General features: G+C 70.1%; 23 protein-coding genes, 1 tRNA gene and 1 pseudogene. 8 read left to right on the top strand and 17 right to left on the bottom strand.

What is annotated here, in order from left to right:
• Positions 1-263: 263 nt before the first annotated feature.
• A complete protein-coding gene (locus OHT76_RS25705; protein ID WP_328873227.1) occupies positions 264-914 on the top strand; it encodes an SDR family oxidoreductase in 651 nt (216 codons plus the stop codon).
• Positions 915-927: 13 nt separating this feature from the next.
• On the opposite strand, the gene OHT76_RS25700 is transcribed toward OHT76_RS25705, so the two are convergent.
• Positions 928-1,140: a hypothetical protein gene (locus OHT76_RS25700; RefSeq protein WP_328873226.1), complete on the bottom strand. Its 213-nt coding sequence runs from the start codon at positions 1,138-1,140 to the stop codon at positions 928-930.
• A gap of 87 nt (positions 1,141-1,227) precedes the next feature.
• A tRNA-Tyr gene (locus OHT76_RS25695) sits at positions 1,228-1,309 on the bottom strand.
• Positions 1,310-1,534: 225 nt separating this feature from the next.
• Between OHT76_RS25695 and OHT76_RS25690 the strand changes: the two genes are divergently transcribed.
• A complete protein-coding gene (locus OHT76_RS25690) occupies positions 1,535-2,023 on the top strand; it encodes a YajQ family cyclic di-GMP-binding protein (RefSeq protein WP_328873225.1) in 489 nt (162 codons plus the stop codon).
• A gap of 132 nt (positions 2,024-2,155) precedes the next feature.
• Here the strand turns inward: OHT76_RS25690 and OHT76_RS25685 are convergent, their stop codons facing one another.
• On the bottom strand, positions 2,156-2,422 hold the full coding sequence (locus tag OHT76_RS25685; protein ID WP_328873224.1) for a GlsB/YeaQ/YmgE family stress response membrane protein: 267 nt from the start codon (positions 2,420-2,422) through the stop codon (positions 2,156-2,158).
• A 196-nt stretch (positions 2,423-2,618) separates the two neighbouring features.
• Between OHT76_RS25685 and OHT76_RS25680 the strand changes: the two genes are divergently transcribed.
• A complete protein-coding gene (locus OHT76_RS25680; RefSeq protein WP_328873223.1) occupies positions 2,619-3,863 on the top strand; it encodes an APC family permease in 1,245 nt (414 codons plus the stop codon).
• Positions 3,864-3,896: 33 nt separating this feature from the next.
• Here OHT76_RS25680 and OHT76_RS25675 read toward each other — a convergent pair whose 3' ends face one another.
• From OHT76_RS25675 to OHT76_RS25615, 13 genes and pseudogenes are all read right to left on the bottom strand, one after another.
• The gene (locus OHT76_RS25675; protein ID WP_328873222.1) at positions 3,897-4,457 is read right to left on the bottom strand and encodes an SMI1/KNR4 family protein; all 561 of its coding nucleotides are present in this window, start codon (positions 4,455-4,457) and stop codon (positions 3,897-3,899) included.
• A 77-nt stretch (positions 4,458-4,534) separates the two neighbouring features.
• A complete protein-coding gene (locus OHT76_RS25670) occupies positions 4,535-4,933 on the bottom strand; it encodes a YccF domain-containing protein (protein ID WP_328873221.1) in 399 nt (132 codons plus the stop codon).
• On the bottom strand, positions 4,930-5,793 hold the full coding sequence (gene htpX, locus OHT76_RS25665) for a zinc metalloprotease HtpX (RefSeq protein WP_328873220.1): 864 nt from the start codon (positions 5,791-5,793) through the stop codon (positions 4,930-4,932). Before htpX ends, OHT76_RS25670 begins: the two co-directional genes overlap by 4 nt.
• Before the next feature lie 179 nt (positions 5,794-5,972).
• Entirely contained in the window at positions 5,973-7,496 is a 1,524-nt protein-coding gene (locus OHT76_RS25660) for an NADH-quinone oxidoreductase subunit N (RefSeq protein WP_328873219.1), read from the bottom strand.
• The gene (locus OHT76_RS25655; protein ID WP_328873218.1) at positions 7,493-9,067 is read right to left on the bottom strand and encodes a complex I subunit 4 family protein; all 1,575 of its coding nucleotides are present in this window, start codon (positions 9,065-9,067) and stop codon (positions 7,493-7,495) included. The genes OHT76_RS25660 and OHT76_RS25655 overlap by 4 nt, the downstream gene beginning before the upstream one ends.
• A 6-nt stretch (positions 9,068-9,073) precedes the next feature.
• Positions 9,074-11,068, bottom strand: a complete 1,995-nt coding sequence (locus OHT76_RS25650; RefSeq protein ID WP_328873217.1) for an NADH-quinone oxidoreductase subunit 5 family protein — start codon at positions 11,066-11,068, stop codon at positions 9,074-9,076.
• On the bottom strand, positions 11,065-11,457 hold the full coding sequence (gene nuoK / locus OHT76_RS25645; protein ID WP_328873216.1) for an NADH-quinone oxidoreductase subunit NuoK: 393 nt from the start codon (positions 11,455-11,457) through the stop codon (positions 11,065-11,067). The genes OHT76_RS25650 and nuoK overlap by 4 nt, the downstream gene beginning before the upstream one ends.
• Positions 11,457-12,101, bottom strand: a complete 645-nt coding sequence (locus OHT76_RS25640) for an NADH-quinone oxidoreductase subunit J family protein (protein ID WP_328876619.1) — start codon at positions 12,099-12,101, stop codon at positions 11,457-11,459. The genes nuoK and OHT76_RS25640 overlap by 1 nt, the downstream gene beginning before the upstream one ends.
• Positions 12,101-12,652, bottom strand: coding sequence for a NuoI/complex I 23 kDa subunit family protein (locus OHT76_RS25635; RefSeq protein WP_328873215.1), 552 nt, complete (start codon positions 12,650-12,652; stop codon positions 12,101-12,103). The genes OHT76_RS25640 and OHT76_RS25635 overlap by 1 nt, the downstream gene beginning before the upstream one ends.
• Entirely contained in the window at positions 12,652-13,620 is a 969-nt protein-coding gene (locus OHT76_RS25630) for a complex I subunit 1/NuoH family protein (RefSeq protein WP_315886121.1), read from the bottom strand. Before OHT76_RS25630 ends, OHT76_RS25635 begins: the two co-directional genes overlap by 1 nt.
• A complete protein-coding gene (locus OHT76_RS25625) occupies positions 13,617-14,996 on the bottom strand; it encodes an NADH-quinone oxidoreductase subunit C (protein ID WP_328873214.1) in 1,380 nt (459 codons plus the stop codon). The genes OHT76_RS25630 and OHT76_RS25625 overlap by 4 nt, the downstream gene beginning before the upstream one ends.
• Before the next feature lie 425 nt (positions 14,997-15,421).
• A pseudogene (locus tag OHT76_RS25620) lies at positions 15,422-16,099 on the bottom strand (NADH-quinone oxidoreductase subunit B); the annotation flags it as partial.
• The gene (locus tag OHT76_RS25615; protein WP_328873213.1) at positions 16,090-16,509 is read right to left on the bottom strand and encodes an NADH-quinone oxidoreductase subunit A; all 420 of its coding nucleotides are present in this window, start codon (positions 16,507-16,509) and stop codon (positions 16,090-16,092) included. The pseudogene OHT76_RS25620 and the gene OHT76_RS25615, both read right to left, overlap by 10 nt.
• Positions 16,510-16,726: 217 nt before the next feature.
• Between OHT76_RS25615 and OHT76_RS25610 the strand changes: the two genes are divergently transcribed.
• The 5 genes from OHT76_RS25610 (at position 16,727) to OHT76_RS25590 (ending at position 23,557) form a co-directional block, all read left to right on the top strand.
• Entirely contained in the window at positions 16,727-17,935 is a 1,209-nt protein-coding gene (locus OHT76_RS25610; protein ID WP_328873212.1) for a sensor histidine kinase, read from the top strand.
• A gap of 112 nt (positions 17,936-18,047) precedes the next feature.
• A complete protein-coding gene (locus tag OHT76_RS25605; protein ID WP_328873211.1) occupies positions 18,048-19,385 on the top strand; it encodes a sensor histidine kinase in 1,338 nt (445 codons plus the stop codon).
• Positions 19,386-19,640: 255 nt separating this feature from the next.
• The gene (locus OHT76_RS25600; protein WP_328876618.1) at positions 19,641-20,300 is read left to right on the top strand and encodes a response regulator transcription factor; all 660 of its coding nucleotides are present in this window, start codon (positions 19,641-19,643) and stop codon (positions 20,298-20,300) included.
• Between the two features lie 256 nt (positions 20,301-20,556).
• Positions 20,557-22,485, top strand: a complete 1,929-nt coding sequence (locus OHT76_RS25595) for a 2-oxoacid:acceptor oxidoreductase subunit alpha (RefSeq protein ID WP_328873210.1) — start codon at positions 20,557-20,559, stop codon at positions 22,483-22,485.
• On the top strand, positions 22,478-23,557 hold the full coding sequence (locus OHT76_RS25590) for a 2-oxoacid:ferredoxin oxidoreductase subunit beta (protein WP_328873209.1): 1,080 nt from the start codon (positions 22,478-22,480) through the stop codon (positions 23,555-23,557). The genes OHT76_RS25595 and OHT76_RS25590 overlap by 8 nt, the downstream gene beginning before the upstream one ends.
• 36 nt (positions 23,558-23,593) lie before the next feature.
• On the opposite strand, the gene OHT76_RS25585 is transcribed toward OHT76_RS25590, so the two are convergent.
• Complete coding sequence (locus OHT76_RS25585; protein WP_328873208.1) at positions 23,594-24,004, bottom strand: winged helix-turn-helix transcriptional regulator; 411 nt, start codon at positions 24,002-24,004, stop codon at positions 23,594-23,596.
• Between the last annotated feature and the right edge of the window lie 46 nt (positions 24,005-24,050).

Below are 24,050 nucleotides of genomic sequence, written 5' to 3'. Positions count from 1 at the left end.
GAGCGCGCGAGCTTTGGGACGCGCTGGGCGTGCGGGATGCGAAATGCGCCAGGCGCGTGGGGTTGGCGCGGCGCGGGCGGGCAGGGTAACGCTCGGGCGTGCGGGGCGTGTCGGGCTGAGTAAGTCGCGCTGAGAGCCGTCGGGTAGCCGGAGCGGGGTGCGCGCGCCTGTCGCTGGGCGCGCCGTCGGGGCGCCCTCGGTCAGGGCGCGGGCCGTGGGAAGTCGTGCGGCGGATGCGGCCGTCCGGGCGTACGGTCGAAGACATGCGCATTGTCATCGCTGGAGGTCATGGTCAGATCGCGCTGCGGCTGGAGCGGCTGCTCTCCGCGCGCGGAGACGAGGTCGCGGGCATCATCCGCCGCGCCGAACAGGGCGCCGATCTGCGGGAGGCGGGTGCCGAACCGGTGCTGCTGGACCTGGAGTCGGCGTCGGTGGAGGAGGTCGCGGCGCATTTGCAGGGTGCGGACGCGGCGGTCTTCGCGGCGGGCGCCGGGCCGGGCAGTGGGGCGACCCGCAAGGAGACGGTGGACAAGGACGCGGCGATCCTGTTCGCGGACGCGGCGGTGCGGGCGGGCGTACGCCGGTACGTGGTCGTGTCGTCGATGGGCGCGAACCCCAAGCACGAGGGCAGTGAGGTCTTCGACGTGTACCTGCGGGCGAAGGGCGAGGCGGACGAGTACGTACGCGGCCTGACCGCCCTGGACTGGACGGTGCTGCGCCCCGGCATGCTGACGGACGACGCCGGCACGGGCCTGGTCCGCCTGGAGGCCCACACGGGCCGCGGCCCGATCCCACGGGACGACGTGGCCGCCGTACTCGCAGAACTGATCGACACCCCGGCCACGTCCGGACTGACCCTGGAGTTGATCAGCGGCTCTGCACCGGTGGCGGTGAAGTCGGTGGCGGGCAACTGAGGTCGTCAAACCCTCAGAACAGCGGCAACTGACCGGGAAACTCGGGCACGACGTACCCGTCCAACGACGGCTGCACAGCACCGAGTTCCGCCGGCCGCCGAGACCCAGCACACGAAACGAGCTCCCCGCTCCCCCGAGCACCGGGCGGATCGTGCCGCGCGAACCGCCCAGCAACCACGGCGATCTCCCGACGACACTCGGGGCATCTTCTGCGACGAGTGGTCATGGGGTCAGTGTGCCCGGGGAACGGCCGCACACGAAGAGACCCCCTCAGCTCTGTGTTTCCACAGTCCTGAGGGGGTCTTCCCCAAAGTGGCGGCGCCAGGATTCGAACCTGGGAAGGCTGAGCCGGCAGATTTACAGTCTGCTCCCTTTGGCCGCTCGGGCACACCGCCGGGTTTGTTGTCCTTCGAACGGCCTCTCGGCTGCGTTCCCCGGCAACGACGTAAACAATACCCGATGCCGAGGGGTGGTTCGCCACCCGATTGATCTCCGTCCCGAGGACCGGGGATGGCTAGGCTTATCCGGATGCGGCCCGGGACCTATGCCGGGCTCGGCGGTCGCCCCCACGTACGCCGATACGCACCCGACACGGACCCCGATACAAGGAGCCACAGGACATGGCCGACTCCAGTTTCGACATCGTCTCGAAGGTCGAGCGGCAGGAGGTCGACAACGCCCTCAACCAGGCCGCCAAAGAGATCTCGCAGCGCTACGACTTCAAGGGCGTGGGCGCCTCGATCTCGTGGTCCGGTGACAAGATCCTGATGGAGGCGAACTCCGAGGACCGGGTGAACGCCGTCCTCGACGTCTTCCAGTCCAAGCTGATCAAGCGCGGCATCTCGCTGAAGGCGCTGGACGCGGGCGAGCCGCAGCTCTCCGGCAAGGAGTACAAGATCTTCGCGTCGATCCAGGAGGGCATCTCCCAGGAGAACGCCAAGAAGGTCGCGAAGATCATCCGTGACGAGGGCCCGAAGGGCGTGAAGGCCCAGGTCCAGGGCGAAGAGCTCCGCGTCAGCTCCAAGAGCCGCGACGATCTTCAGGCCATCATCGCCCTGCTGAAGGGCAAGGACTTCGACTTCGCGCTGCAGTTTGTGAACTACCGGTGATCAGCCGGGGCGCTGCCGCGTCCGTGGCGACCGGCTCGGGGGCATGAGCGGCGGTGAGCCTCCGCGAGAAAGGGCGGGCACCTGGCGGGTGCCCGCCCTTCCCGCCTGCTGGCTGCGGTTCGGGGGATGTGCTCAGGCGCGCGAGTTACCGAACAGGATGCGGTAGGCGACCAGGAGAACCAGCGAGCCGCCTATCGCGGCCGCCCAGGTGGCACCGTCGTAGAAGTCCTTGGCGATGGGGTGGTCCAGCCAGCGGGCCGAGATCCAGCCGCCGATGAACGCGCCCGTTATGCCGATCACGGTCGTCCCGATGAAACCGCCCGGGTCGCGGCCCGGCAGCAGGAACTTGGCGATGGCTCCGGCCAACAGCCCCAGGATGATCCAGCTGATGATGCCCATGCCGTGAACCTGCCCTTCCGTGCTGTGCCCGCACTGTCCGGATGCTGTGATCTTCGTCCGGACAGGCTGTGCTCGTCGGTCGTGTGCTGCGCGCGCTCACGCTCGTGTCCGCGTTCGCGCTTCTGTTCGCCGTCTGTTGCTGACGAGGACGTCATCGCCGCACTCGGCGGTTGCATTGATCAGTAGGGTTCGGCCCATGACACAGTCCGCTGCCGGGCTTCGGCGCACCCTCGGTGTGGGCGACGCCGTGGTCATCGGGCTCGGCTCGATGATCGGGGCCGGAATCTTCGCCGCCCTGGCACCCGCGGCACGCGCGGCCGGCACCGGGCTGCTGCTCGGGCTCGCGGTCGCCGCCGTGGTCGCCTACTGCAACGCCACCTCCTCGGCGCGGCTGGCCGCCCTGTACCCGGCCTCCGGCGGCACCTATGTGTATGGCCGCGAGCGGCTCGGGGAGTTCTGGGGCTATCTCGCGGGCTGGGCGTTCGTGGTCGGGAAGACGGCCTCCTGTGCGGCGATGGCGCTCACCGTGGGTGCGTACGTCTGGCCGGACCAGGCGCACGCGGTGGCGGTCGCCGCCGTGGTGGCGCTGACCGCGGTGAACTACGGCGGCGTCCAGAAGTCCGCCTGGCTGACGCGGGCGATCGTGGCGGTGGTGCTGGCTGTCCTCGCTTCCGTCGTGGTCGTGTGCCTGTCGTCCGGTCAGGCCGATGCCGGGCGGCTGGACATCGGGACCTCCGGTGGTCTGGGCGGGGTGCTTCAGGCGGCCGGTCTGCTGTTCTTCGCGTTCGCCGGGTACGCGCGCATCGCGACCCTCGCCGAGGAGGTGCGGGACCCTGCCCGCACCATCCCCCGGGCGATCTGGATCGCCCTCGGTATCGCGCTCGCGGTGTACGCGTGCGTGGCGGTGGCCGTCCTGTCCGTACTGGGCGCCGGCGGTCTCGGGAACGCGGACGCGCCGCTGGCCGACGCGGTACGGGCCGCCGGGGTGCCGGGGCTGGTGCCGGTCGTACGGGTCGGTGCCGCCGTGGCCGCGCTGGGCTCGCTGCTCGCCCTGATCCTGGGTGTCTCCCGGACGACGCTTGCCATGGCGCGTGACCGGCATCTGCCCGGCGCTCTGGCGGCCGTGCACCCGCGTTTCCAGGTGCCGCACCGGGCAGAGCTCGCGGTGGGCGGGGTGGTCGCGGTGCTGGCCGCCACGGTGGATGTGCGTGGCGCCATCGGGTTCTCCTCCTTCGGTGTGCTGGCGTACTACGCGGTGGCCAACGCCTCGGCCTGGACGCTCGGGTCGGGAGTGTCGGCGCGGGCGGTGCCGGCGGTGGGTCTTCTCGGGTGCGTGGTCCTGGCGTTCGCGCTGCCCTGGGTTTCGGTGGTCGTCGGTGCCGCGGTGCTGGTGGTGGGGGTCGTCGCGTACGGCGTACGGCGGTGGACGGCGGCGCGGTAGGCCCTGCGGCACGCTGCTCCGGCTCCCGGTGTTTTACGAAGCCCGCGCTGTCCGTATGCGGAAGTCGGTCCACGGGGCCATGTCCATGTCGTCGTTCGTCTCCTCGTACCAGCCGGTTCCCTCGACCCAGGTGCGCAACCACTGTTCGAGGCTGGGCGCGTCCACGTACCAGGCGTGGTCGCTGGTGTCGGCGTTCGGCTCGAAGAGCAGGACCGGGGCCTCGGGGGCGTGGCAGTCCACGCACGCGTACATCGCGCAGCCCCAGTGGGATATCGGCAGGACTCCCTCGGGCCAGGGCCAGTCGGGGTCCTTGCGGCCGCTTTCTCGGTTGGCGAGGTACTGCACGACGGCCGCGGGCTCGCCGGACGGAGGGCTGTCGAGCAGGGGCAACAGGCCGTACTCCGGGCCGAATCCGCCGTCTCCTATGCGCAGGTAGAGCTCGGCGAGCAGCGGCGGCAGGGGGAAGCCCAGTGCGGCCTCGGCGCGGGCCGGGGCGGCTGCGTCCACGGGCTCGGGGAGGGAAGTCCAGCCCCACGGGTGGGTGTTGCGCGCCTTGGCCGCCACCCGTGCCAGCAACTGCTCGATCTCGGTCATGCGTTCATGATGCAAGCCGGCACTGACAATCCAGTCGGCCTGTGGACAACCGCCGGGCTGTGGAAAACCTCGGCCGGCTACCAGCCCGTCGACGCGAACGCCTGGTCCGTCCGCACGATTTCGCGTCCCAGCGGCAGCAACGACACCGGGAGCAGCTTGAAGTTGGCGATGCCGAGCGGGATGCCGATGATCGTGACGCACAGGAGGAGGCCGGTGACGATATGGCCGAGCGCCAGCCACCAGCCCGCCAGGATCAGCCACAGGACATTGCCGATGCAGGACGGCGCGCCCGCGTCACGGCGTTCGACCGTGGTGTACCCGAAGGGCCACAGGGCGTAGACGCCGATGCGGAAGGCGGCGATGCCGAACGGGATGCCGATGATGGTGATGCAGAGAAGCACGCCCGCGACCAGGTAGGCGAGGAAGAGCCAGAAGCCGCTGAGGACGAGCCAGATGACGTTCAGGATTGTCTTCACTGGCGGGGTCCTGCCATCTTTTCGAGCCGCGCGATCCGCTCGGCCATCGGCGGGTGGGTGGAGAACATCTTGGACAGCCCCTGTCCCGGCCGGAAGGGGTTCGCAATCATCATGTGGCTTGCCGTCTCGATTCGCGGCTCCGGGGGCAGCGGAAGCTGCTTGGTGCCCGTTTCCAGTTTGCGCAGGGCGCTCGCGAGGGCGAGCGGGTCGCCGGTGAGCTGTGATCCGGAGGCGTCCGCCTCGTACTCCCTGGAGCGGCTGATGGCGAGTTGGATGAGGCCGGCGGCGAGCGGCCCCAGGATCATGATCAGCAGCATGCCGAACAGGCCGGGGCCGTCGTCGTCGTCCGAGCGGCCGATCGGGATCAGCCAGGCGAAGTTGACCAGGAACATGATCACGGAGGCGAGGGCGCCGGCGACCGACGAGATCAATATGTCGCGGTTGTAGACATGGCTGAGCTCGTGGCCGATGACTCCGCGCAGTTCGCGTTCGTCGAGTAGGCGCAGGATGCCCTCGGTGCAGCACACGGCGGCGTTGCGCGGGTTGCGGCCGGTCGCGAAGGCGTTCGGCGCCTCCGTCGGGGAGATGTACAGGCGTGGCATGGGCTGGCGGGCCTGGGTGGAGAGCTCGCGGACCATGCGGTACAGCGCCGGAGCCTCGAACTCGCTCACCGGGCGGGCGCGCATCGCGCGTAGCGCGAGTTTGTCGCTGTTCCAGTACGCGTACGCGTTCGTGCCCAGCGCGATGACGACAGCGATGACGAGCCCCATACGGCCGAAGAAGCCGCCGATGACGATGATGAGTGCGGACAGTCCCCCGAGGAGTACTGCGGTCCTGAGCCCGTTGTGCCGGCGGTGCACGGTACGCCCTCCAAGTGGTGCGGCAGGGGAACCCTTTGCTGGTCGAATCTCCGATGCCACTGGTGCCGTGGTGACACGTCCAGTGGACCCTCCCGTACTGGTCAACGCCAGGCGAGGGTCTGGGGTTCCCTGGTCCGCACGGCCCCGCCGATGGGCCGTACGGGTGATGCCGCCGCTGCCTAGAAGAGGCCGGTGTCGGCGAAGCGCAGGACCAGCTGCGGGGCGCCGGACAGGGCGACGGCCAGGACGGCGGTGACGGAGATGGCCGCCGTGACGGGGACGGGGCCGACATGGCGGACGGGCTCGCCCTCGGGGGCGCGGAACAGCAGAGCCGTCCACTGGAGGTAGTAGAACAGCGCGATCACGACGTTGACGGCCATGACCACGGCCAGCCAGCCCAGGCCCGCGTCGACGGCCGCCGAGAAGACGGTCACCTTCGCGAAGAGGCCGATGATGCCCGGCGGCAGTCCGGCGAGGCATAGCAGGAAGAAGGCCAGGACGAGGGCGGAGATCGGGTTGCGCGCGTACAGGCCGCGGTAGTCGGTGAGTCGGTTGAGGGATCGCGTACGGCCCACCAGGGCGGCCACGGCGAAGGCGCCGAGGTTCACGGCGCCGTACATGAGGGCGTAGGCGAGCGTGGAGCCGATGGAGCGCTCGGCGTCGTCGGAGTACGCGGCGGCGGCGATCGGTACGAGGAGATAGCCGGCCTGGCCGACGGACGACCAGGCGAGCAGGCGTACGGCGCTGTACGCGCGCGTGGCCTGCTGGCGCAGGGCGCCGACGTTGCCGACGGTCATGGTGAGGGCGGCCAGGGCGGCGAGGGCCGGGCCCCAGACGTCCGCGTACGAGGGAAGCGCGATGACCGTGATCAGGATCAGGCCGGAGAAGCCGACGGCCTTGCCGACGACCGAGAGATAGGCGGCGACGGGGAGGGGGGCTCCCACGTAGGTGTCGGGGACCCAGAAGTGGAAGGGGACAGCGGCCGTCTTGAAGGCGAAGCCGACGAGGGTGAGGACGACGCCGGTCTGGGTGAGGGTGTGGAGCTGTCCGTCGACGTTCTGGATCCGGTCGGCGATCTGGGTGAGGTACAGGGTGCCCGTCGAGGCGTACACGAAGCTGATGCCCATCAGGCTGACCGCGGTCGCCGTGACCGAGGACAGGAAGAACTTCAGGGCCGCCTCGGAGGACTTGCGGTCGCCGTGGCGGAGGCCGACGAGGGCGAACGCGGGCAGGGAGGCGACTTCCAGGGCGACGATGAGCGTCGCGAGGTCGCGGGAGGCGGGCAGGAGGGCGGCGCCCGCGGCGGAGGAGAGCAGCAGGAACCAGAACTCCCCTTCGGGGAGTTGCTTGGCGTCGTCCTTGAGCGCGGTGACGGACAGCAGGGCGGCCAGGAGGGCGCCGCCGAGGACCAGGAGCTGCAGGACGAGCGTGAAGCGGTCGGCGGTGTAGCTGCAGGTGTCGAGGGCGCCGGTCAGGCAGAAGGTGGAACGGTCGCCGTCCAGGAGGGGCAGCAGCATCAGTGTCGAGGCGGCGAGGCCCGCGACCGACGCCCAGCCGAGCAGCGCCTTCCGGTCCTTGCCGACGAAGAGGTCGGCGACGAGGACGACGAGTCCGACGACCGCCGCGATGGTGGGCGGCGCGATGGCGAGCCAGTCGACGTCCTGGACGAGGGACGCGGCCGGCGGCTGGGCCAGGGAGCTCATCGGGGGCCTCCTGCGAGAAGCTGCTGCACGGCCGGGTCGGTCAGGCCGAGGAGGGTCTTCGGCCACAGGCCGGCGACGACGGTGAGGGCGACGAGCGGGGTCCAGGCCGCGAACTCGTACATCTGTACGTCGGCGAGCTTCGGGGCCTGTTGCGGTACGGCGCCCATGCAGACCCGGCGGACCACGACCAGCAGGTAGGCGGCGGTGAGCAGGGTGCCGAAGGCGCCGATCGCCATGAAGGTGAGGAACGCCGGGCGGCTGAGGCCGTCGGCGGGTTCGAAGGCGCCGAACAGGGCGAGCATCTCGCCCCAGAATCCGGCGAGGCCCGGCAGTCCGAGGGAGGCGACTGCGGCGAAGGCGAGCAGGCCGCCGAAACGGGGGGCCTTGCCGTACAGCGCCGCTCCCGTCTCCTGGGCGAGGGTGTCGAGGTCGGTGCTGCCGGTGCGGTCCTTCAGCGCGCCGACCAGGAAGAAGAGCAGGCCGGTGATGAGGCCGTGGGCGATGTTGGCGAACAGGGCGCCGTTCACGCCGGTCGGGGTCATCGTCGCGATGCCGAGCAGGACGAAGCCCATGTGGCCGACGGAGGAGTAGGCGATGAGGCGCTTGAGATCGCCCTTCGCGCCCTGCTTGGCGAGGGCCAGGCAGGCCAGGGATCCGTAGATGATGCCGACGACGGCGAAGGCGGCGAGGTAGGGAGCGAAGTCGGCGAAGCCGTCGGGCGTGATCGGCAGGAGAATCCGGACGAACCCGTACGTACCCATCTTCAGCAGGACACCCGCCAGCAGGACCGAGCCGACCGTCGGAGCGGCGGTGTGCGCGTCCGGCAGCCAGCTGTGCAGCGGCCACATCGGCGTCTTGACCGCAAGCCCGAGACCGATCGCCAAAACGGCGATGACCTGCACGGATGTGGTCAGCGACCGGCCGTTGTCAGTGGCGAGTGCCACCATGTCGAATGTGCCCGCCTTGATCCCGATCAGGAGCAGGCCGAGCAGCATGACGACCGAACCGAGCAGCGTGTAGAGGATGAACTTCCAGGCGGCCTGGGTCCGCCCCTCGCCGCCCCAGCGGGCGATGAGGAAGTACATCGGGATCAGGACCATCTCGAAAGCGAGGAAGAACAGCAGCAGGTCGAGGACGGCGAAGGTGGCGAGGGTGCCGGACTCCAGGACGAGCAGCAGTGCGACGAACGCCTTCGGGGTCGGGCCCGCGGGCATCTTGAAGTACGAGTAGAGCGCGCACAGGAAGGTCAGCAGCGCGGTCAGGACCAGAAGGGGGAGGGAGATGCCGTCAGTGCCGAGGTGGATGCGCACGTCGAGTGCGGGGATCCAGCTGATGTCGGTCGTGGCCTGCATCTTCGACGGCTGGTCATGGTCGAAGCCGAGCGCGAGGACGATCGCGGCGATGAGGACCGCCCCGGTGACGGTCACCCCGTGCCGCAGCACCGCCTGCTCGGGCGACTTCCCCTTCAGCCCGGGCGGGGCGGGCAGGAGAGCGGCGGCGGCGCCGAGGAGCGGGCCGACGACGACGAACGCCAGAAGGAACTGCATCACGGACTCGTTGATATCGATCACGCCTGCTCACGCTCCCGTGGCGACGAGGACGGCGGCGACCGCCAGGACGACGGTTCCGGCGAGCAGCGCGCTCACATAGGTCTGCACATTGCCGGTCTGGGCACGCCGTACGGCGATGCCGAGCCAGCGAGGTAGAGCGCCCGCGCCGCGTACGTAGGTGTCGACGACCTCGCGGTCGAGGAACCGGACGAGACTCGCGCCGGCCTGGACCGGGCGGACGAAGAGAGCCGTGTACACGGCATCCAGGTGGAAGCCGACGGCCGCGTGGCGGTGCAGCGGGCCGAGCAGGAGGCGGCCCGGGTCCGCCGGATCGGGCGCCGAGGCCACATCTCCGTACGCGGGCGCGTGGCTGGCGATGGCCTCGGCCTCGACCAGTGCGGCGTCGCCCGCGGGGTGGGCCGCGACCGCACCCAGCGGGACGCGGGCGGCGAGCGCGGTGGTGTGCCGCCAGGCCGCGTAGGTGACGATGCCGCCGACCAGGGCCAGGCCGGTGCCGAGGACCGAGGTGGTCAGGGTCGGGGCGAGGTCACGGCCGTCGAACCAGTCGGGCAGCGTTCCGTAGGCGAACCCGCCGAAGGCGAGCGAGGGCACGGCCAGCACCCACAGCACGACTGTCATGGTCAGCGGCTGCCGTCCGTGGTCCGGGGCCTCGGCTCCGTGGCCCCGGAAGGCCAGCAGCCACAGGCGCATCGCGTACGCCGCGGTGAGCATGGCCGTGAACAGGGCGGCGACCAGGACCACCCAGCCCGCGGCGCCGGGCGCGTGCTCGGTGTGGCCGGTGGAGACGTGCTCGGCGGCGCCGAGGACGGACTCCTTGGAGAAGAAACCGCTGAACGGCGGGATCGCGGCGAGCGCGAGGAGCGCCACGGTCATCGTCCAGTAGGCGTCGGGGACCCGGGCGCGCAGGTCCTTCATGCGGGACATGGCGGCCAGGGAGTTGGTGCCGGCGGCATGGATGATCACGCCGGCCGCGAGGAACAGCAGCGCCTTGAAGGCGCCGTGGGACAGGAGGTGGAAGACGGCGGCACCGCGGTCGGCGACGGCGAGGGCGCCAGTCATATAGCCGAGCTGGCCGATCGTCGAGTAGGCGAGGACGCGCTTGATGTCGTCCTGGGCGAGCGCGGCGAGTGCCGAGCCGGCCATCGTGACGGCGGCCATGACGGCCAGGACGACCATCGCGGCCTGGGAGGCCTCGAAGACCGGAAGGAGACGGGCGACGAAGTAGACACCGGCGGCGACCATCGTCGCGGCGTGGATCAGCGCGGAGACGGGGGTCGGGCCCGCCATCGCGTCGGGGAGCCAGGTGTGCAGCGGGAACTGTGCGGACTTGCCGGCCACGCCCGCGAGGAGCAGCAGGGCGATCAGCGTGGGGTGGTCGAGGCCGCCGCTCGCGACGGTGCCGAGGATCTTCGTGATGCGGAAGGACCCGGCGTCGGTGGCCAGCGCGAACAGGCCGATGAGAAAGGGGACGTCACCGAGCTTGGTCACCAGGAAGGCCTTGAGGGAGGCGGCGCGGGCCTCCGGGGTCTCCCAGTAGTGGCCGACCAGGAAGTACGAGCAGATGCCCATGATCTCCCAGCCGACCAGCAGCACCATCAGGTCGCCGGAGTAGACGACGAGCAGCATCGCGGAGGTGAACAGGGAGACGAGAGCGGCGTACGACGGATAGCGCGGGTCGTCGCGCAGGTAGCCGGTCGAGTAGATCTGCACGCAGGAGGCGACGAGGCCGACCAGGACGGCCACTAGGGCGGCGAAGCCGTCGATGTGCAGGGCGAGTTCGATCGGGACCGAGCCGGTGGGCGTGAGCTCGGTGGCGGCGTTCACGGCCTGGTCGCCGCCTTGGTCGACGGCGACCAGTACGGCGAGGACGAGGGAGGTGAGCGTCGGCAGGACGGCGAGCGGGCGGACGAAGCCGGGCGCCGTGCGGCCCAGGAGCAGGCCGGCAGCGGCGCCGAGGAACGGAAGGAGGGGGACGAGGACGGCGAGGGTGGTCGTGGTCACGCGGTGGCCTCAGCCTTCTCGTCAGCCTGCTCGTCGACGGGCGCTTCGCCGGCGGGGGCCTCGCTCTCGTGGCCCTCGGCGGTGTCGCGGAGCTTGTCGATGTCCGAGGTGCCGCGGTTGCGGTAGACGGCGAGGACGATCGCCAGGCCGATGCCGATCTCGGCGGCGGCGATGGCGATGGTGAACAGGGTCAGGGCCTGGCCGGAGTGCAGGGTCTCCTCGGCGGTCCGGCTGAGCCAGACGTCGAAGGCGACCAGGTTGAGGTTGACGGCGTTGAGCATGAGCTCGACGGACATCAGGACCAGGATCGCGTTGCGGCGGGCGAGGACGCCGTAGAGGCCCGTGCAGAAGAGGAGGGCGGAGAGCACGGCGGGGTAGGCGAGGTGCATCAGCGGCCGCCTTCCTGCTCGGTGGGGGGATGTCCCTCGACCGGGTGATCCGGGGCGGGTGGGGAACCACCGGCGGAGGCCCGGGAGTTCACGGGGGGAGAGCTCGACTCCGCCTTCGCCTTGCGGGACAGGACGATCGCGCCGACCAGGGCGGCGAGGAGGAGGACGGAGAGGGCCTCGAAGGGGAGGACCCAGTTCTGGAAGAGGGCCTTGCCGGTGACCTCGGTGGAGCCGGCGGGGGCGCCGTCGAGGTCGATCCAGGTGGTGCGGAAGGCGTCGACGACCACCCAGATCAGGGCCGCCGCGGCGGTGACGGCCACCGTGAGGGCGGCCCAGCGGTTGCCGGAGTCGGCGTCCGGGGAGCGGCCGATGGGGGCGCGGGTGAGCATCAGACCGAACAGAAGGAGGACGACGACGGAACCGACGTAGATGAGGACCTGCACCCAGGCGATGAACTCGGCGGTGAGCAGGAGGTACTCGACGGCAAGGCCGCCGAGGGTGACCACGAGCCACAGGGCGGCGTGCACCAACTGCCGGGTGGTGACGGTGACCAGGGCCGCGCCGAAAGTGGCCAGGCCGACGAGGAGGAAGGCGATCTCGACGCCGGTCGGGGAGAGGAAGCCGTGGGTGTCCGCGGCGAGCATCACGCCTGTCCCTCCTCGGGCTCGGACTGGGCGGCGGCGAGTTTCTCCGCGGTCTTGCGGGCCGCAACGATCTCCTTGGGCTCCTCCGCGGCGGGGTCGAGGGCGGGCGGGGCCGGCACGGTCCACATCCACTCGCGGAGCTTGTCGCGCTCGTGGGTGAGCTCGAGGATGTCGGTCTCGGCGTACTCGAACTCCGGGGACCAGAACAGCGCGTCGAAAGGACAGACCTCGATGCAGATACCGCAGTACATGCAGAGCGAGAAGTCGATGGCGAAGCGGTCGAGGACATTGCGGCTGCGCTCGCGGCCGCCGGGGGCCGCGGCCGGGATCGTCTCCTTGTGGGAGTCGATGTAGATGCACCAGTCGGGGCACTCACGGGCGCACAGCATGCAGACCGTGCAGTTCTCCTCGAACAGGCCGATCACTCCGCGGGTGCGGGGCGGGAGGTGGGGCTGGGCGTCCGGGTACTGCGCGGTGACGGACTTCTTCGTCATCGTGCGAAGGGTGACGGCCAGGCCCTTGGCGAGGCCGGAGCCGGGGATGGGGGCCATTACTCGATCACCACCTTGACGATGCCGGTGAGAGCGATCTGGGCGAGGGCGAGGGGGACGAGGAGGGTCCAGGAGAGCTTCTGGAGCTGGTCCTCGCGCAGCCGGGGGTAGGTGACGCGCAGCCAGATCACGACGAAGGCGAGGAGGGCGGTCTTCAGCAAGGTCCAGACCCAGCCGAGACCGTCGGCACCCCAGGGGCCGTGCCAGCCGCCCAGGAAGAGGACGGTGGTCAGGCCGCACAGGACGACGATTCCGGCGTACTCGGCAAGGAGGAACAGGGCGAAACGCAGACCCGTGTACTCGGTGTACGCGCCGAAGATGATCTCCGAGTCGGCGACCGGCATATCGAAAGGCGGGCGCTGGAGTTCGGCGAGGCCCGCGACGAAGAAGACGATCGCGCCGACGATCTGCCAGGGCAGCCACCACCACTCGAAGGCGTCGAGGATGCCGGGCAGGGAGACCGTGCCGGCCGCCATGGCGACGGAGGCGGCGGCGAGGAGCATCGGGAGTTCGTAGGCGAGGAGCTGGGCGGCGGTGCGCAGACCGCCGAGGAGGGAGAACTTGTTGGCGGAGGCCCAGCCGGCCATCAGCGCGCCGAGGACGCCCACGCCCATCACGGCCAGGACGAAGAAGACACCCGCGTCGATGACCTCGCCGACGGCACCCTCACCGGGGCCGATCGGGATGGCGAGGAGGACGAGGAGGTACGGCAGCAGGGCTACGGCGGGGGCGAGCTGGAAGATACGGCGGTCCGCGCCCGCCGGGACCACGTCCTCCTTCTGCGCGAACTTCACACCGTCGGCGACGAGTTGGGCCCAGCCGTGGAAGCCGCCGGCGTACATGGGGCCGAGGCGGCCCTGCATGTGGGCCATCACCTTGTGCTCGGTCTGGCCGATGAGCAGAGGGAAGGTGAGGAAGACGACGAACACGACGAGGAGTCGCAGGGTGACGTCAAGCGCGTCGTTCACTGCGGGCCTCCAGCGGGGTTCTTCGGGTCTTCGGGGGCTTGGGAGGGGCCTTCGGGGGCTTCGGACGGGGCGTCGTGGACTTCGGTGGAGTCTTCGGGGGCCTCGGAGGGTACGGCGGTGTCCTCGCGGGCGTGCTCGGGCGCCGCTGGGGTCTCCTCGGTGGCGGGCGTCGGTTCCGGCTGGGGCGCCGCCTGAGACGGTTCCTCGGAGGGTGCCGGGGCGCTGGTGGGCGTCGAGCTTTCGGGGGGCGTCGAGGCTTCGCGGGGCGTCGGCTCGGCGGGCGTGCTCTCGGCCGCCGGTGTCGGCTCGCCCGTCGGCGCCCCGGCATCCTCAGGCGCCTGCTCATCCGTCGGCGTCGGCTCCTTCGCGGCCGGTTCCTCGAAGGCCGGGCGGGCGTCGTGCCAGGGGGCGTCCGTGCTGCGGGGGGTCCTGGGCGGCTCAGCGGGCGTGTCCTCGGCCGCCGAGGGCTGGGTGTGCTGGGAAGCGGAGCCCTCGCTCGCGCTGCGGGACCGGCGTGGGGCCGCGGCGCCGGTCCCCGGACCGGTAGTCCCGGCCGCCGCCGTACCCGCCTGCTGACTCGCCGAGCCCTCGCTCGCGCTGCGCGTTCGACGCGGGGGAGTCGCCGCGGGGGCGCCCTCCGCCGAAGGTGCCGCCGTACCGGCCGCCGCGGCCTGGCTTGCGGAGCCTTCCGAAGCCGACCGGGCACGGCGTACCGGACGCTCCCCGGCAGCCGCACCCGCAGCTCGCGTCGGACGTTCGCCCGCGGCGCGACCCGCACCCCGCGCCGGGCGGGCCGGGGCAGGCGGGAGTTGGCCCTTCAGCGGGCCCCACTCGTTCGGGTCGGGGACGCCGGGGGGAAGCATCTGGCGGCGCTTGGGGCCGCCGTGTTCGGACTCGCCCGGTTCCTTCGCGCCGGGCCAGGCCTTGGTGACCCGGGCTGCCAGGACGAAGTCCTTGCGCAGGGGGTGGCCCTCGAAAGTCTCCGGGAGGAGGAGGTGGTCCAGGGCCGGGTGGCCTTCGAAGGTGACGCCGAACATCTCGTGCGTCTCGCGTTCGTGCCAGGCCGCGCCTGCGTAGACCGTGACCGCGGACTCCAGTACCGGAGCCTCGTGCGGCACCGTCGTGCGCAGCAGCAGTCGGCGTACCGGGGCCAGGGCGGCCACGTGGGCGGCGACCCGGAAGCCCGTGCCGGGTTCGTCGACAGCGCTCAGCCAGTCGAAGTACGTGCAGCCCAGCTCGTCACGTGCCGTACGGAGCGCCGCGGTCCAGGACGCCGGCGGGACGTCGACGGTCAGGACCTCGTAGGACTCCTCGGCGGTGGCCTCCGCGCCGAAGAGTTCCTCGACGGGGGCGGGCAGCCAGCCGACCGTGCTCATCTCTCCTCCCCCGTGTCGGAAGCCTCGCCCGAACCGGAGCCGGAGCCTGAACCGGCAGCCGAACCGGAGCCGGAACCGGTAGTCGAACCCGAGCCGGAGCTGCTGGTCGAACCCGAGCCGGAAGCCGACCCGTTGGTCGAGCCGACAGCCGAACCGGAGTCGTCAGTCGATCCGTTGGCCGAGCCGGAGCCGGAAGCCGATCCATCACCCGAACCAGAATCCGCCGCCGACCGGGAACCAGAGCCCCCAGCCGATCCGTTGACCGAATCAGAGCCAGCCGCAGACCCGGAGCCCGAACCCGACCCGGACTCCGAACCCGATCCAGGACCCGCCGCCGATCGGGAACCAGACCCCGCAGCCGATCCGTTGACCGAATCAGAAGGAGCCGCTTCAGACCCAGCCGCCGCCGACCCATTCGCCGCAGCCGAAGCCATACCGGAACTCGAAGCCGAACCCGTAGCGGAACCCGAAGCCGAAGCCACAGTCGAACCCGCGCCCGACCCGGCCCCCGGCCCCGACTCCGACCGCGGCCCCTCCACCAACCCACTCTGCAAAGCCGCCGCCGAAGGGCGTGCCACCCCGTACCGCTCCCCCAGCGACTCCCGGGCGATCTTCTCCTGGAGTTTCAGGATCCCCTGGAGCAGCGCCTCGGGGCGTGGCGGGCAGCCGGGTACGTAGACGTCCACCGGGATGATCTGGTCGACGCCCTTGGTCACCGCGTACGAGTCCCAGTACGGACCGCCGCAGTTGCTGCAAGCGCCGAAGGAAATGACGTATTTCGGCTCGGGCATCTGCTCGTACAGGCGCTTCACCGCGGGTGCCATCTTGTCGGTGACCGTGCCGGAGACGATCATCAGGTCGGCCTGGCGGGGGCCCGGCGCGAAGGGGATCACGCCGAGGCGGATGAAGTCGTGGCGGGCCATCGACGCCGCGATGAATTCGATCGCGCAGCAGGCGAGGCCGAAGTTGAAGACCCAGAGCGAGTAGCGGCGGCCCCAGTTCAGGACGACCTTCATCGGCTCGGGCGCAAGGCGAGCGAGCGCGCCCAGCCGCTTCGGCTCCGGCAGCAGCACGGGCTCGGAAGAGGAGGGGGTCACGTCCATGACAGGACGCCCTTCTTGTATGCGTACAGCAGACCCACGGCCAGGAAGCCGAGGAAGATGAACATCTCGACGAGGGTGGTGGCGCCGTAGCCGGGCGCGGCGAAGACCGTCGCCCAGGGGAACAGGAAGATCGAGTCGACAGCGAAGATCACGTACAGAAAGGCATAGACGTAATAGCGGACCTGGGTGTGGGCCCAGCCCTCGCCGACGGGGTCGACTCCGCACTCGTACGTCAGCAGTTTCTCGGGCGTCGGCACCACGGGCCGCAGCAGGCGCCCAGCCCCGAAGGCGACCGCGACGAACAGCACGCCGACCAAGGCGAGCAGTCCCACGACCGAGTAGGACTGGAAGTACTCCGCCGAGACGACGACACCCTTGTCCGCCGCGACGACGACGGTCGTTTCCGGCACGTCCGTCCCTCGCTCCCTGACCTCAGTGAACACAGCCGTTCGACGATCCAAAGTTCGACGATCTATTCGACGATCTCTACGCACGGGAGTCTAGGCCCTGCTAAAGCGAGCGTAAGCGGCCTGTCATGGCTTGTGGGGCGCAGGTGGGGTTTTCCCCAGGGGAGGGCGGCGGTCCGCCTCATGGCGCGAGCGCCTCTCGACCGGCACGCTAGCCCATATGACCGAACGCCACCCGTCACCGAACCGCGCCCACAGGGCCGACGCAGCCGACAGCGACCGGCTGCCGCCGGCTCGTTTCGCCTATGACCGGCACACCTGGAAGGAGATCGCGCACCTTCTGGCGAACCTCCCGATGGCGCTGTTCGGCTTCGTCTATGTCGCGACGATGCTGTTCACCGGGGCCGGACTGACGGTCACGGTGGTCGGCTTCCCGCTGCTGGCGGCGGGGCTGATGGGCGCGCGGCAGCTGGGCAAGCTGGAGCGGGCGCGCGCCCGGGCGCTGCTCGGGGTGCGGGTGGACGAGCCGAGCCCGCTCAGGCTGCGCGGCAGCCGGAACGGCTTCTTCGCGCAGCTCTGGCTGATGTTGAAGGACCCGGTGGGCTGGCGGACGGTGCTGTACGACTTCATCCGGCTGCCCTGGGGGATTCTCACCTTCACCATCACGCTGACCTCGCTGTTCGTGCTGTGGCCGGTGCTGCCGTTCATTGCGCGGGGTCTGACGAACGCGGACCGGGCGATGGTACGGGGGCTGCTGTCGCCCTCGGACGAGCTGGAGCGTCGTATCGCCGAGCTGGAGTCCGACCGGGGGGTGGTGGTCGATACGGCCGCCGCCGATCTGCGGCGCATCGAGCGCGATCTGCACGACGGGGCGCAGGCCCGCCTGGTGGCGCTGGCCATGGGGCTCGGCCTGGCCAAGGAGAAGCTTCTGGAGGACCCGGACTACGCCGCCTCGATGATCGCGGAGGCGCACGGTGAGGTGAAGCTCGCGCTGCAGGAGTTGCGGGATCTCGCGCGCGGGATCCATCCGGCGGTGCTCACCGACCGGGGGCTGGATGCCGCGCTGTCGTCGGTCGCCTCGCGGTGCACGGTTCCGGTGAAGGTGACCGTCGATCTGGGCGCGCGGCCGGCCGCGGCCATCGAGGGCATCGCCTACTTCACCGTCTCGGAGCTGCTGCAGAACATCAGCAAGCACAGCGCGGCCCGCACCGCCTCGATCGAGGTGTGGCGGTCGGACGACCGGCTGCTGCTCCAGGTATGGGACGACGGGCGCGGGGGCGCGCGGCTGGACGGCGGTACGGGGATGCGCGGGCTCGCGGACCGGCTCGGGGCCGTGGACGGGCTGTTCGTCATCGACTCCCCGCAGGGCGGCCCGACCACGGTGACGGCCGAGCTGCCGTGGCGCGACCGGGTGCCGGAGAAGGGGTAGGGAAAACCCCCCGTCCAAGACGCCGACGGACTCCATGGCCCGCCGACCTGCGGCCCAGGAGGGTGGAGGTATCGCAGACACGCAGCCGCACGAGCAGAAACGGACGACGCCGATGGCCACGGAGTACGGACAGGGTTACGGGCTCGGTTTCCCCGAGAGTGAGCGCGAACACCGACTGCCCGCCGGGCTGCGGGCACCGTTCGAGGGACGCCACTGGCGCGAGCTCGGCTATCTGCTGCTGAGCCTGCCGATCAGCATTGTGCTCTTCGTGTACGCGGTCACCATGGTGTCGCTGGGGGCGGGACTGCTGGTGACGTTCCTGGGGATTCCGGTGCTGGCGGCGGGCCTGGCCGGCTGCCGGGGGTTCGGGGCGCTGGAGCGGGCACGCGCGCGTGGTCTGCTGGATCTGGAGGTCGCGGACCCGGAGCCGCTGCGGATGCGCAAGCAGGGCTTCCTGGCTTGGATGGGCGCCGTCCTGAAGAGCGGCACCTCCTGGCGCTCCCTGCTGTACGCGGTGCTGCACCTGCCGTGGGCGGTCTTCTCCTTCGTCGTCGCGGTGAACTTCTGGGCCATCGGCTGGACCCTGCTGACGTACCCCCTGTGGTTCTGGCTCTTCCCGCTGTACGGCGGCCAGGGCGGCATCCAGCTCTACGGCGACGAGACGCACCGTATCTACCTCGACAACCCGTTCGAGATCACCGTGACGGCGCTGGTGGGACTGCTCTTCACGCTGGCGACGCCCTGGATCGTGCGGGCGCTGACGATGGTGGACCGGCTGCTGGTGCACGGGCTGCTCGGGCCGTCGCGGCTAGCCACGCGCGTGGTGGAGCTGGAGTCGGACCGCGGGGTCGTGGTCGACACGGCCGCCGCCGATCTGCGGCGCATCGAGCGCGATCTGCACGACGGGGCGCAGGCCCGCCTGGTGGCGCTGGCCATGGATCTGGGGCTGGCGAAGGAGAAGCTGACGGAGGACCCGCAGGCCGCGGCCCGCATGGTGGACGAGGCGCACGGCGAGGTGAAGACGGCGCTGCAGGAGCTGCGCGACCTGGCCCGCGGCATCCACCCGGCCGTACTGACCGACCGGGGCCTGGACGCCGCGCTCTCCTCGGTCGCCTCCCGCTGCACCGTCCCGGTCGAGGTGCAGGTCGATCTGACTCAGCGGCCGGTGCCCGCGATCGAGGGCATCGCCTACTTCACCGTCTCGGAGCTGCTGCAGAACATCAGCAAGCACGCGCGGGCCACCTGGGCGGGCGTGGACGTCTGGCGGGTGGAGAACCGGCTGATGCTCCAGGTCGTCGACAACGGCATCGGCGGTGCGGACACCTCCGCCGGGTCGGGTCTCGCGGGGCTCGCCGAACGCCTGGACGCGGTGGACGGGATCCTGGTCGTGGACTCGCCGGTGGGCGGGCCCACCCGGATCACGGCCGAGCTGCCCTGGCGGGCCGTATAGGAGCGGGCCGCACTTAGGGCCGTACAGAAAGAAGCCCCGACGTCCGCCTCCGGCCCCCGGAGGCGGACGCGTCTGCATGTGCACGCGGCCGGAAACCAGCCCCTCCCGGCCGCGGGATCGGAAAACAGCAGGCCGGGTTATCCACAGGCCCGGTGAGGACCGGCCGATCGCGGGATACTGAGGAGCCGTGGGACCAGGCCGGAGACAGCCGGCCGGACGCAACAGGCTCGGGGGCCGGACGTCGTGGAGGACAGGGTGCGGGTGGTCATCGCCGAGGATTCAGTGCTGCTCAGGGAGGGCCTGACCCGGTTGCTGACCGACCGTGGGCACGAGGTCGTCGCCGGCGTCGGCGACGGAGAAGCACTGATCAAGACCATTACGGAGCTCGACGCACAGGGAGCGCTGCCGGACGTGGTCGTCGCGGACGTACGGATGCCGCCGACCCATACCGACGAGGGCGTGCGGGCCGCCGTACAGCTGCGCAAGGCGCATCCGGGACTCGGTGTGCTCGTGTTGTCACAGTATGTGGAGGAGCGCTACGCCACCGAACTGCTGGCCGGTTCCAGTCGCGGGGTCGGGTACCTGCTCAAGGACCGGGTGGCCGAGGTGCGGGAGTTCGTGGACGCGGTGGTGCGGGTGGCCGAGGGGGGCACGGCCCTCGATCCGGAGGTGGTGGCGCAGCTGCTCGGGCGCAGCCGTAAACAGGACGTGCTCGCGGGGCTCACCCCGCGCGAGCGGGAGGTCCTGGGGCTGATGGCCGAGGGGCGGACCAACTCCGCCGTCGCCCGGCAGCTGGTGGTGAGCGACGGGGCCGTGGAGAAGCACGTCAGCAATATCTTCCTGAAGCTCGGGCTGTCCCAGAGTGACGGGGATCACCGGCGTGTTCTCGCGGTCCTGACCTATCTGAACTCATGACGAGCTGACACCGTGTCAGCCAAACCCGGCGGCCGTCGCCGGGCGGGAGAACCACACAACGAGCGGGGAGCGTCTTCACAGGAAGCGCCGGGGGGCGTGTAAATCATGACAAGTCAGGGTGGCGAAGCGTCTCAAAACCGTGTCCATCATGCGAATGGCCCGGGGAAGGCGACCTTTACGGACGTAGGGTTGATCCTGTGGGAGGGCCTGCGGGAAGGCCTGTCCCCGACAGCCGCCTCGAAGGAGGTCCAGTTCAGTGACCAGCCAGGTCAGTAGCCCAGCGGAGCAGGCCGACGAAGCAGTACTGGGAGAGCAGCGCAAACCGGCGACGGCGAAGGACGTCCGCCGGCTGGACCGGGTGATCATTCGGTTCGCGGGGGACTCGGGTGACGGTATGCAGCTCACCGGTGACCGCTTCACCTCGGAAACGGCGTCCTTCGGCAACGACCTGTCGACGCTGCCGAACTTCCCTGCCGAAATTCGCGCTCCCGCCGGCACTCTGCCCGGCGTCTCCTCCTTCCAGCTGCACTTCGCCGACCATGACATCCTCACGCCGGGCGACGCGCCGAATGTGCTGGTCGCGATGAATCCGGCGGCGCTGAAGGCGAACGTGCAGGATCTGCCGCGCGGCGCGGAGATCATCGTGAACACGGACGAGTTCACCAAACGGGCCATGCAGAAGGTGGGCTACGACAGCTCTCCCCTGGAGGACGGCTCGCTGGACGGCTACCACCTGCATCCGGTGCCGCTGACGACGCTGACGGTGGAAGCCCTCAAGGAATTCGACCTCAGCCGCAAAGAGGCCGAGCGCAGCAAGAACATGTTCGCGCTCGGCCTCTTGTCGTGGATGTACCACCGGCCCACCGAGGGCACGGAGAAGTTCCTGAAGTCGAAGTTCGCGAAGAAGCCGCAGATCGCAGCGGCGAACATCGCGGCGTTCCGGGCGGGTTGGAACTTCGGTGAGACCACCGAGGATTTCGCGGTCTCCTACGAGGTCGCCCCGGCCGCCAAGGCCTTCCCCGTCGGCACCTACCGGAACATCTCCGGGAACCTGGCCCTGTCGTACGGCCTGGTCGCGGCCTCCCGGCAGGCGGATCTGCCGCTGTTCCTGGGCTCGTACCCGATCACTCCGGCCTCCGACATCCTGCATGAGCTCAGCAAGCACAAGAACTTCGGTGTGCGGACCTTCCAGGCGGAGGACGAGATCGCGGGGATCGGGGCGGCGCTGGGGGCGGCGTTCGGCGGTTCGCTCGCGGTGACCACGACCTCCGGGCCCGGGGTGGCGCTGAAGAGCGAGACCATCGGGCTTGCCGTCTCGCTGGAGCTGCCGCTGCTGGTGGTGGACATCCAGCGCGGTGGTCCGTCGACCGGTCTGCCGACCAAGACCGAGCAGGCGGATCTGTTGCAGGCGATGTTCGGCCGCAACGGCGAGGCGCCGGTACCGATCGTCGCCCCCTGCACGCCGGCCGACTGTTTCGACGCGGCGCTGGAGGCGGCCCGGATCGCGCTGACGTACCGGACTCCGGTGTTCCTGCTCTCCGACGGCTATCTGGCCAACGGCAGCGAGCCGTGGCGGATTCCGGAGCTGGACGAACTCCCGGATCTGCAGGTGCAGTTCGCCCAGGGTCCGAACCACACCCTGGAGGACGGCTCGGAAGTCTTCTGGCCGTACAAGAGGGACCCGCAGACCCTCGCCCGCCCCTGGGCCGTGCCCGGCACCCCGGGTCTTGAGCACCGCATCGGCGGGATCGAGAAGGAAGACGGCACGGGCAATATCTCCTACGCCCCCGCCAACCATGACTTCATGGTCCGCACCCGGCAGGCGAAGACCGACGGCATCGACGTACCGGAACTGGAAGTCGACGATCCGCACGATGCCAAGACCCTGGTCCTGGGCTGGGGTTCGACGTACGGCCCGATCACCGCGGCTGTGCGTCGGCTGCGCACCGCCGGACTTGAGATCGCGCAGGCGCATCTGCGGCACCTCAACCCCTTCCCGAAGAACCTCGGTGACGTCCTGGGGCGGTACGACCGCGTCGTCGTCCCCGAGATGAACCTCGGTCAGCTCGCCACGCTGATCCGGGCGAAGTACCTGGTGGACGCCCACTCGTACAACCAGGTCAACGGCATGCCGTTCAAGGCCGAACAGCTCGCAACGGCTCTCAAGGAGGCCATCGATGGCTGAGACGTCCAGGGAAGGCACGGGCACGATCGAGGCACTTTCGCTCGTTCCCAAGGCCGAGGCCAGGCAATCCATGAAGGACTTCAAGTCCGATCAGGAGGTGCGCTGGTGCCCGGGGTGCGGTGACTACGCGATCCTGGCCGCGGTGCAGGGCTTCATGCCCGAACTCGGCCTGGCGCGGGAGAACATCGTCTTCGTCTCCGGTATCGGCTGCTCGTCCCGCTTCCCGTACTACATGAACACGTACGGGATGCACTCCATCCACGGCCGCGCGCCCGCGATTGCGACCGGCCTGGCAGCATCCCGCCGCGACCTGTCCGTGTGGGTGGTGACCGGCGACGGCGACGCGCTCTCCATCGGCGGCAACCACCTGATCCACGCCCTGCGCCGCAATGTGAACCTCAAGATCCTGCTGTTCAACAACCGGATCTACGGCCTGACCAAGGGCCAGTACAGCCCGACGAGCGAGGTCGGGAAGATCACGAAGTCGACGCCGATGGGCTCGCTGGACGCGCCCTTCAACCCGGTGTCGCTGGCGATCGGCGCGGAGGCGTCCTTCGTCGCACGGGCTGTCGACTCCGACCGCAAGCACCTCACCGAGGTACTGCGCCAGGCGGCCGCCCACCCCGGCACCGCGCTGGTGGAGATCTACCAGAACTGCAACATCTTCAACGACGGCGCCTTCGACGTCCTGAAGGACAAGCAGCAGGCCCAGGAGGCGGTCATCCGCCTGGAACACGGCGAGCCGATCCGCTTCGGCACCGACGGTGCGCGGGGCGTGGTCCGGGACCGGGCGACGGGTGATCTGAAGGTCGTGACGGTGACGCCGGAGAACGAAGCCGAGGTCCTGGTGCACGACGCCCACAGCGCATCGCCGACCACGGCCTTCGCCCTCTCCCGCCTCGCCGACCCGGACACGCTCCACCACACCCCGATCGGCGTCTTCCGCAGCGTCGAACGGCCCGTCTACGACACGCAGATGGCCGACCAACTGGACACGGCCATCGAGCAGAACGGCAAGGGCGACCTGGCCGCGCTGCTGGCAGGCGGCGACACCTGGACGGTCGTCGGCTGACCGTCGACCGCACAGTAGGGTGCCCGGGCCTTTGGTTCAGGCCCGGGCCTTTTCCGCGTCGTACCGCTCCCGAGCCTCGCTGACCTGCCCCATCCGCTTCGCCGTCCACTCGGCGAGCCCCCGCACCTGCTCCGCCGCCTCGCGGCCGAGGTCGGTCAGGGAGTAGTCGACGCGCGGGGGGATCACCGGCTTGGCATCACGGTGGACCATGCCGTCGCGCTCCAGGGTCTGGAGGGTCTGGGTCAGCATCTTCTCGCTGACCGGGCGGACGCCGCTGATCGCGCGACGCAGCTCGCTGAAGCGGTGGGGGCACTCCAGGAGCTGGATCAGGACGAGAACGCCCCAGCGGCTCGTCACATGCTCCAGCACCAGGCGGTAGGGGCACATCGTCTCGCCGTCGGGCCGCCATTCCTTCTCTGTCACCAAGGCATCCGTACTTACCGTCATGCCAGTACCTTACTTCAAAGTGGGTACTTTCTAATAGTTAGCGCTC

This window comes from Streptomyces sp. NBC_00287 (assembly GCF_036173105.1).
Classification (GTDB): domain Bacteria; phylum Actinomycetota; class Actinomycetes; order Streptomycetales; family Streptomycetaceae; genus Streptomyces.
The sequence above is the reverse complement of the archived record's forward strand: the minus strand, read 5'-3'. Positions and strand labels throughout refer to the sequence as shown.

Excerpts from the sequence above, each read along its gene's own strand:
- OHT76_RS25705 (WP_328873227.1), top strand. The coding sequence starts at position 264 with ATGCGCATTGTCATCGCTGGAGGTCATGGTCAGATCGCGCTGCGGCTG.
- OHT76_RS25700 (WP_328873226.1), bottom strand. The coding sequence starts at position 1,140 with ATGACCACTCGTCGCAGAAGATGCCCCGAGTGTCGTCGGGAGATCGCC.
- OHT76_RS25690 (WP_328873225.1), top strand. The coding sequence starts at position 1,535 with ATGGCCGACTCCAGTTTCGACATCGTCTCGAAGGTCGAGCGGCAGGAG.
- OHT76_RS25685 (WP_328873224.1), bottom strand. The coding sequence starts at position 2,422 with ATGGGCATCATCAGCTGGATCATCCTGGGGCTGTTGGCCGGAGCCATC.
- OHT76_RS25680 (WP_328873223.1), top strand. The coding sequence starts at position 2,619 with ATGACACAGTCCGCTGCCGGGCTTCGGCGCACCCTCGGTGTGGGCGAC.
- OHT76_RS25675 (WP_328873222.1), bottom strand. The coding sequence starts at position 4,457 with ATGACCGAGATCGAGCAGTTGCTGGCACGGGTGGCGGCCAAGGCGCGC.
- OHT76_RS25660 (WP_328873219.1), bottom strand. The coding sequence starts at position 7,496 with ATGAGCTCCCTGGCCCAGCCGCCGGCCGCGTCCCTCGTCCAGGACGTC.
- nuoK (WP_328873216.1), bottom strand. The coding sequence starts at position 11,457 with ATGCACCTCGCCTACCCCGCCGTGCTCTCCGCCCTCCTCTTCTGCACG.
- OHT76_RS25640 (WP_328876619.1), bottom strand. The coding sequence starts at position 12,101 with ATGCTCGCCGCGGACACCCACGGCTTCCTCTCCCCGACCGGCGTCGAG.
- OHT76_RS25635 (WP_328873215.1), bottom strand. The coding sequence starts at position 12,652 with ATGGCCCCCATCCCCGGCTCCGGCCTCGCCAAGGGCCTGGCCGTCACC.
- OHT76_RS25625 (WP_328873214.1), bottom strand. The coding sequence starts at position 14,996 with ATGAGCACGGTCGGCTGGCTGCCCGCCCCCGTCGAGGAACTCTTCGGC.
- OHT76_RS25610 (WP_328873212.1), top strand. The coding sequence starts at position 16,727 with ATGACCGAACGCCACCCGTCACCGAACCGCGCCCACAGGGCCGACGCA.
- OHT76_RS25605 (WP_328873211.1), top strand. The coding sequence starts at position 18,048 with ATGGCCACGGAGTACGGACAGGGTTACGGGCTCGGTTTCCCCGAGAGT.
- OHT76_RS25590 (WP_328873209.1), top strand. The coding sequence starts at position 22,478 with ATGGCTGAGACGTCCAGGGAAGGCACGGGCACGATCGAGGCACTTTCG.
- OHT76_RS25585 (WP_328873208.1), bottom strand. The coding sequence starts at position 24,004 with ATGACGGTAAGTACGGATGCCTTGGTGACAGAGAAGGAATGGCGGCCC.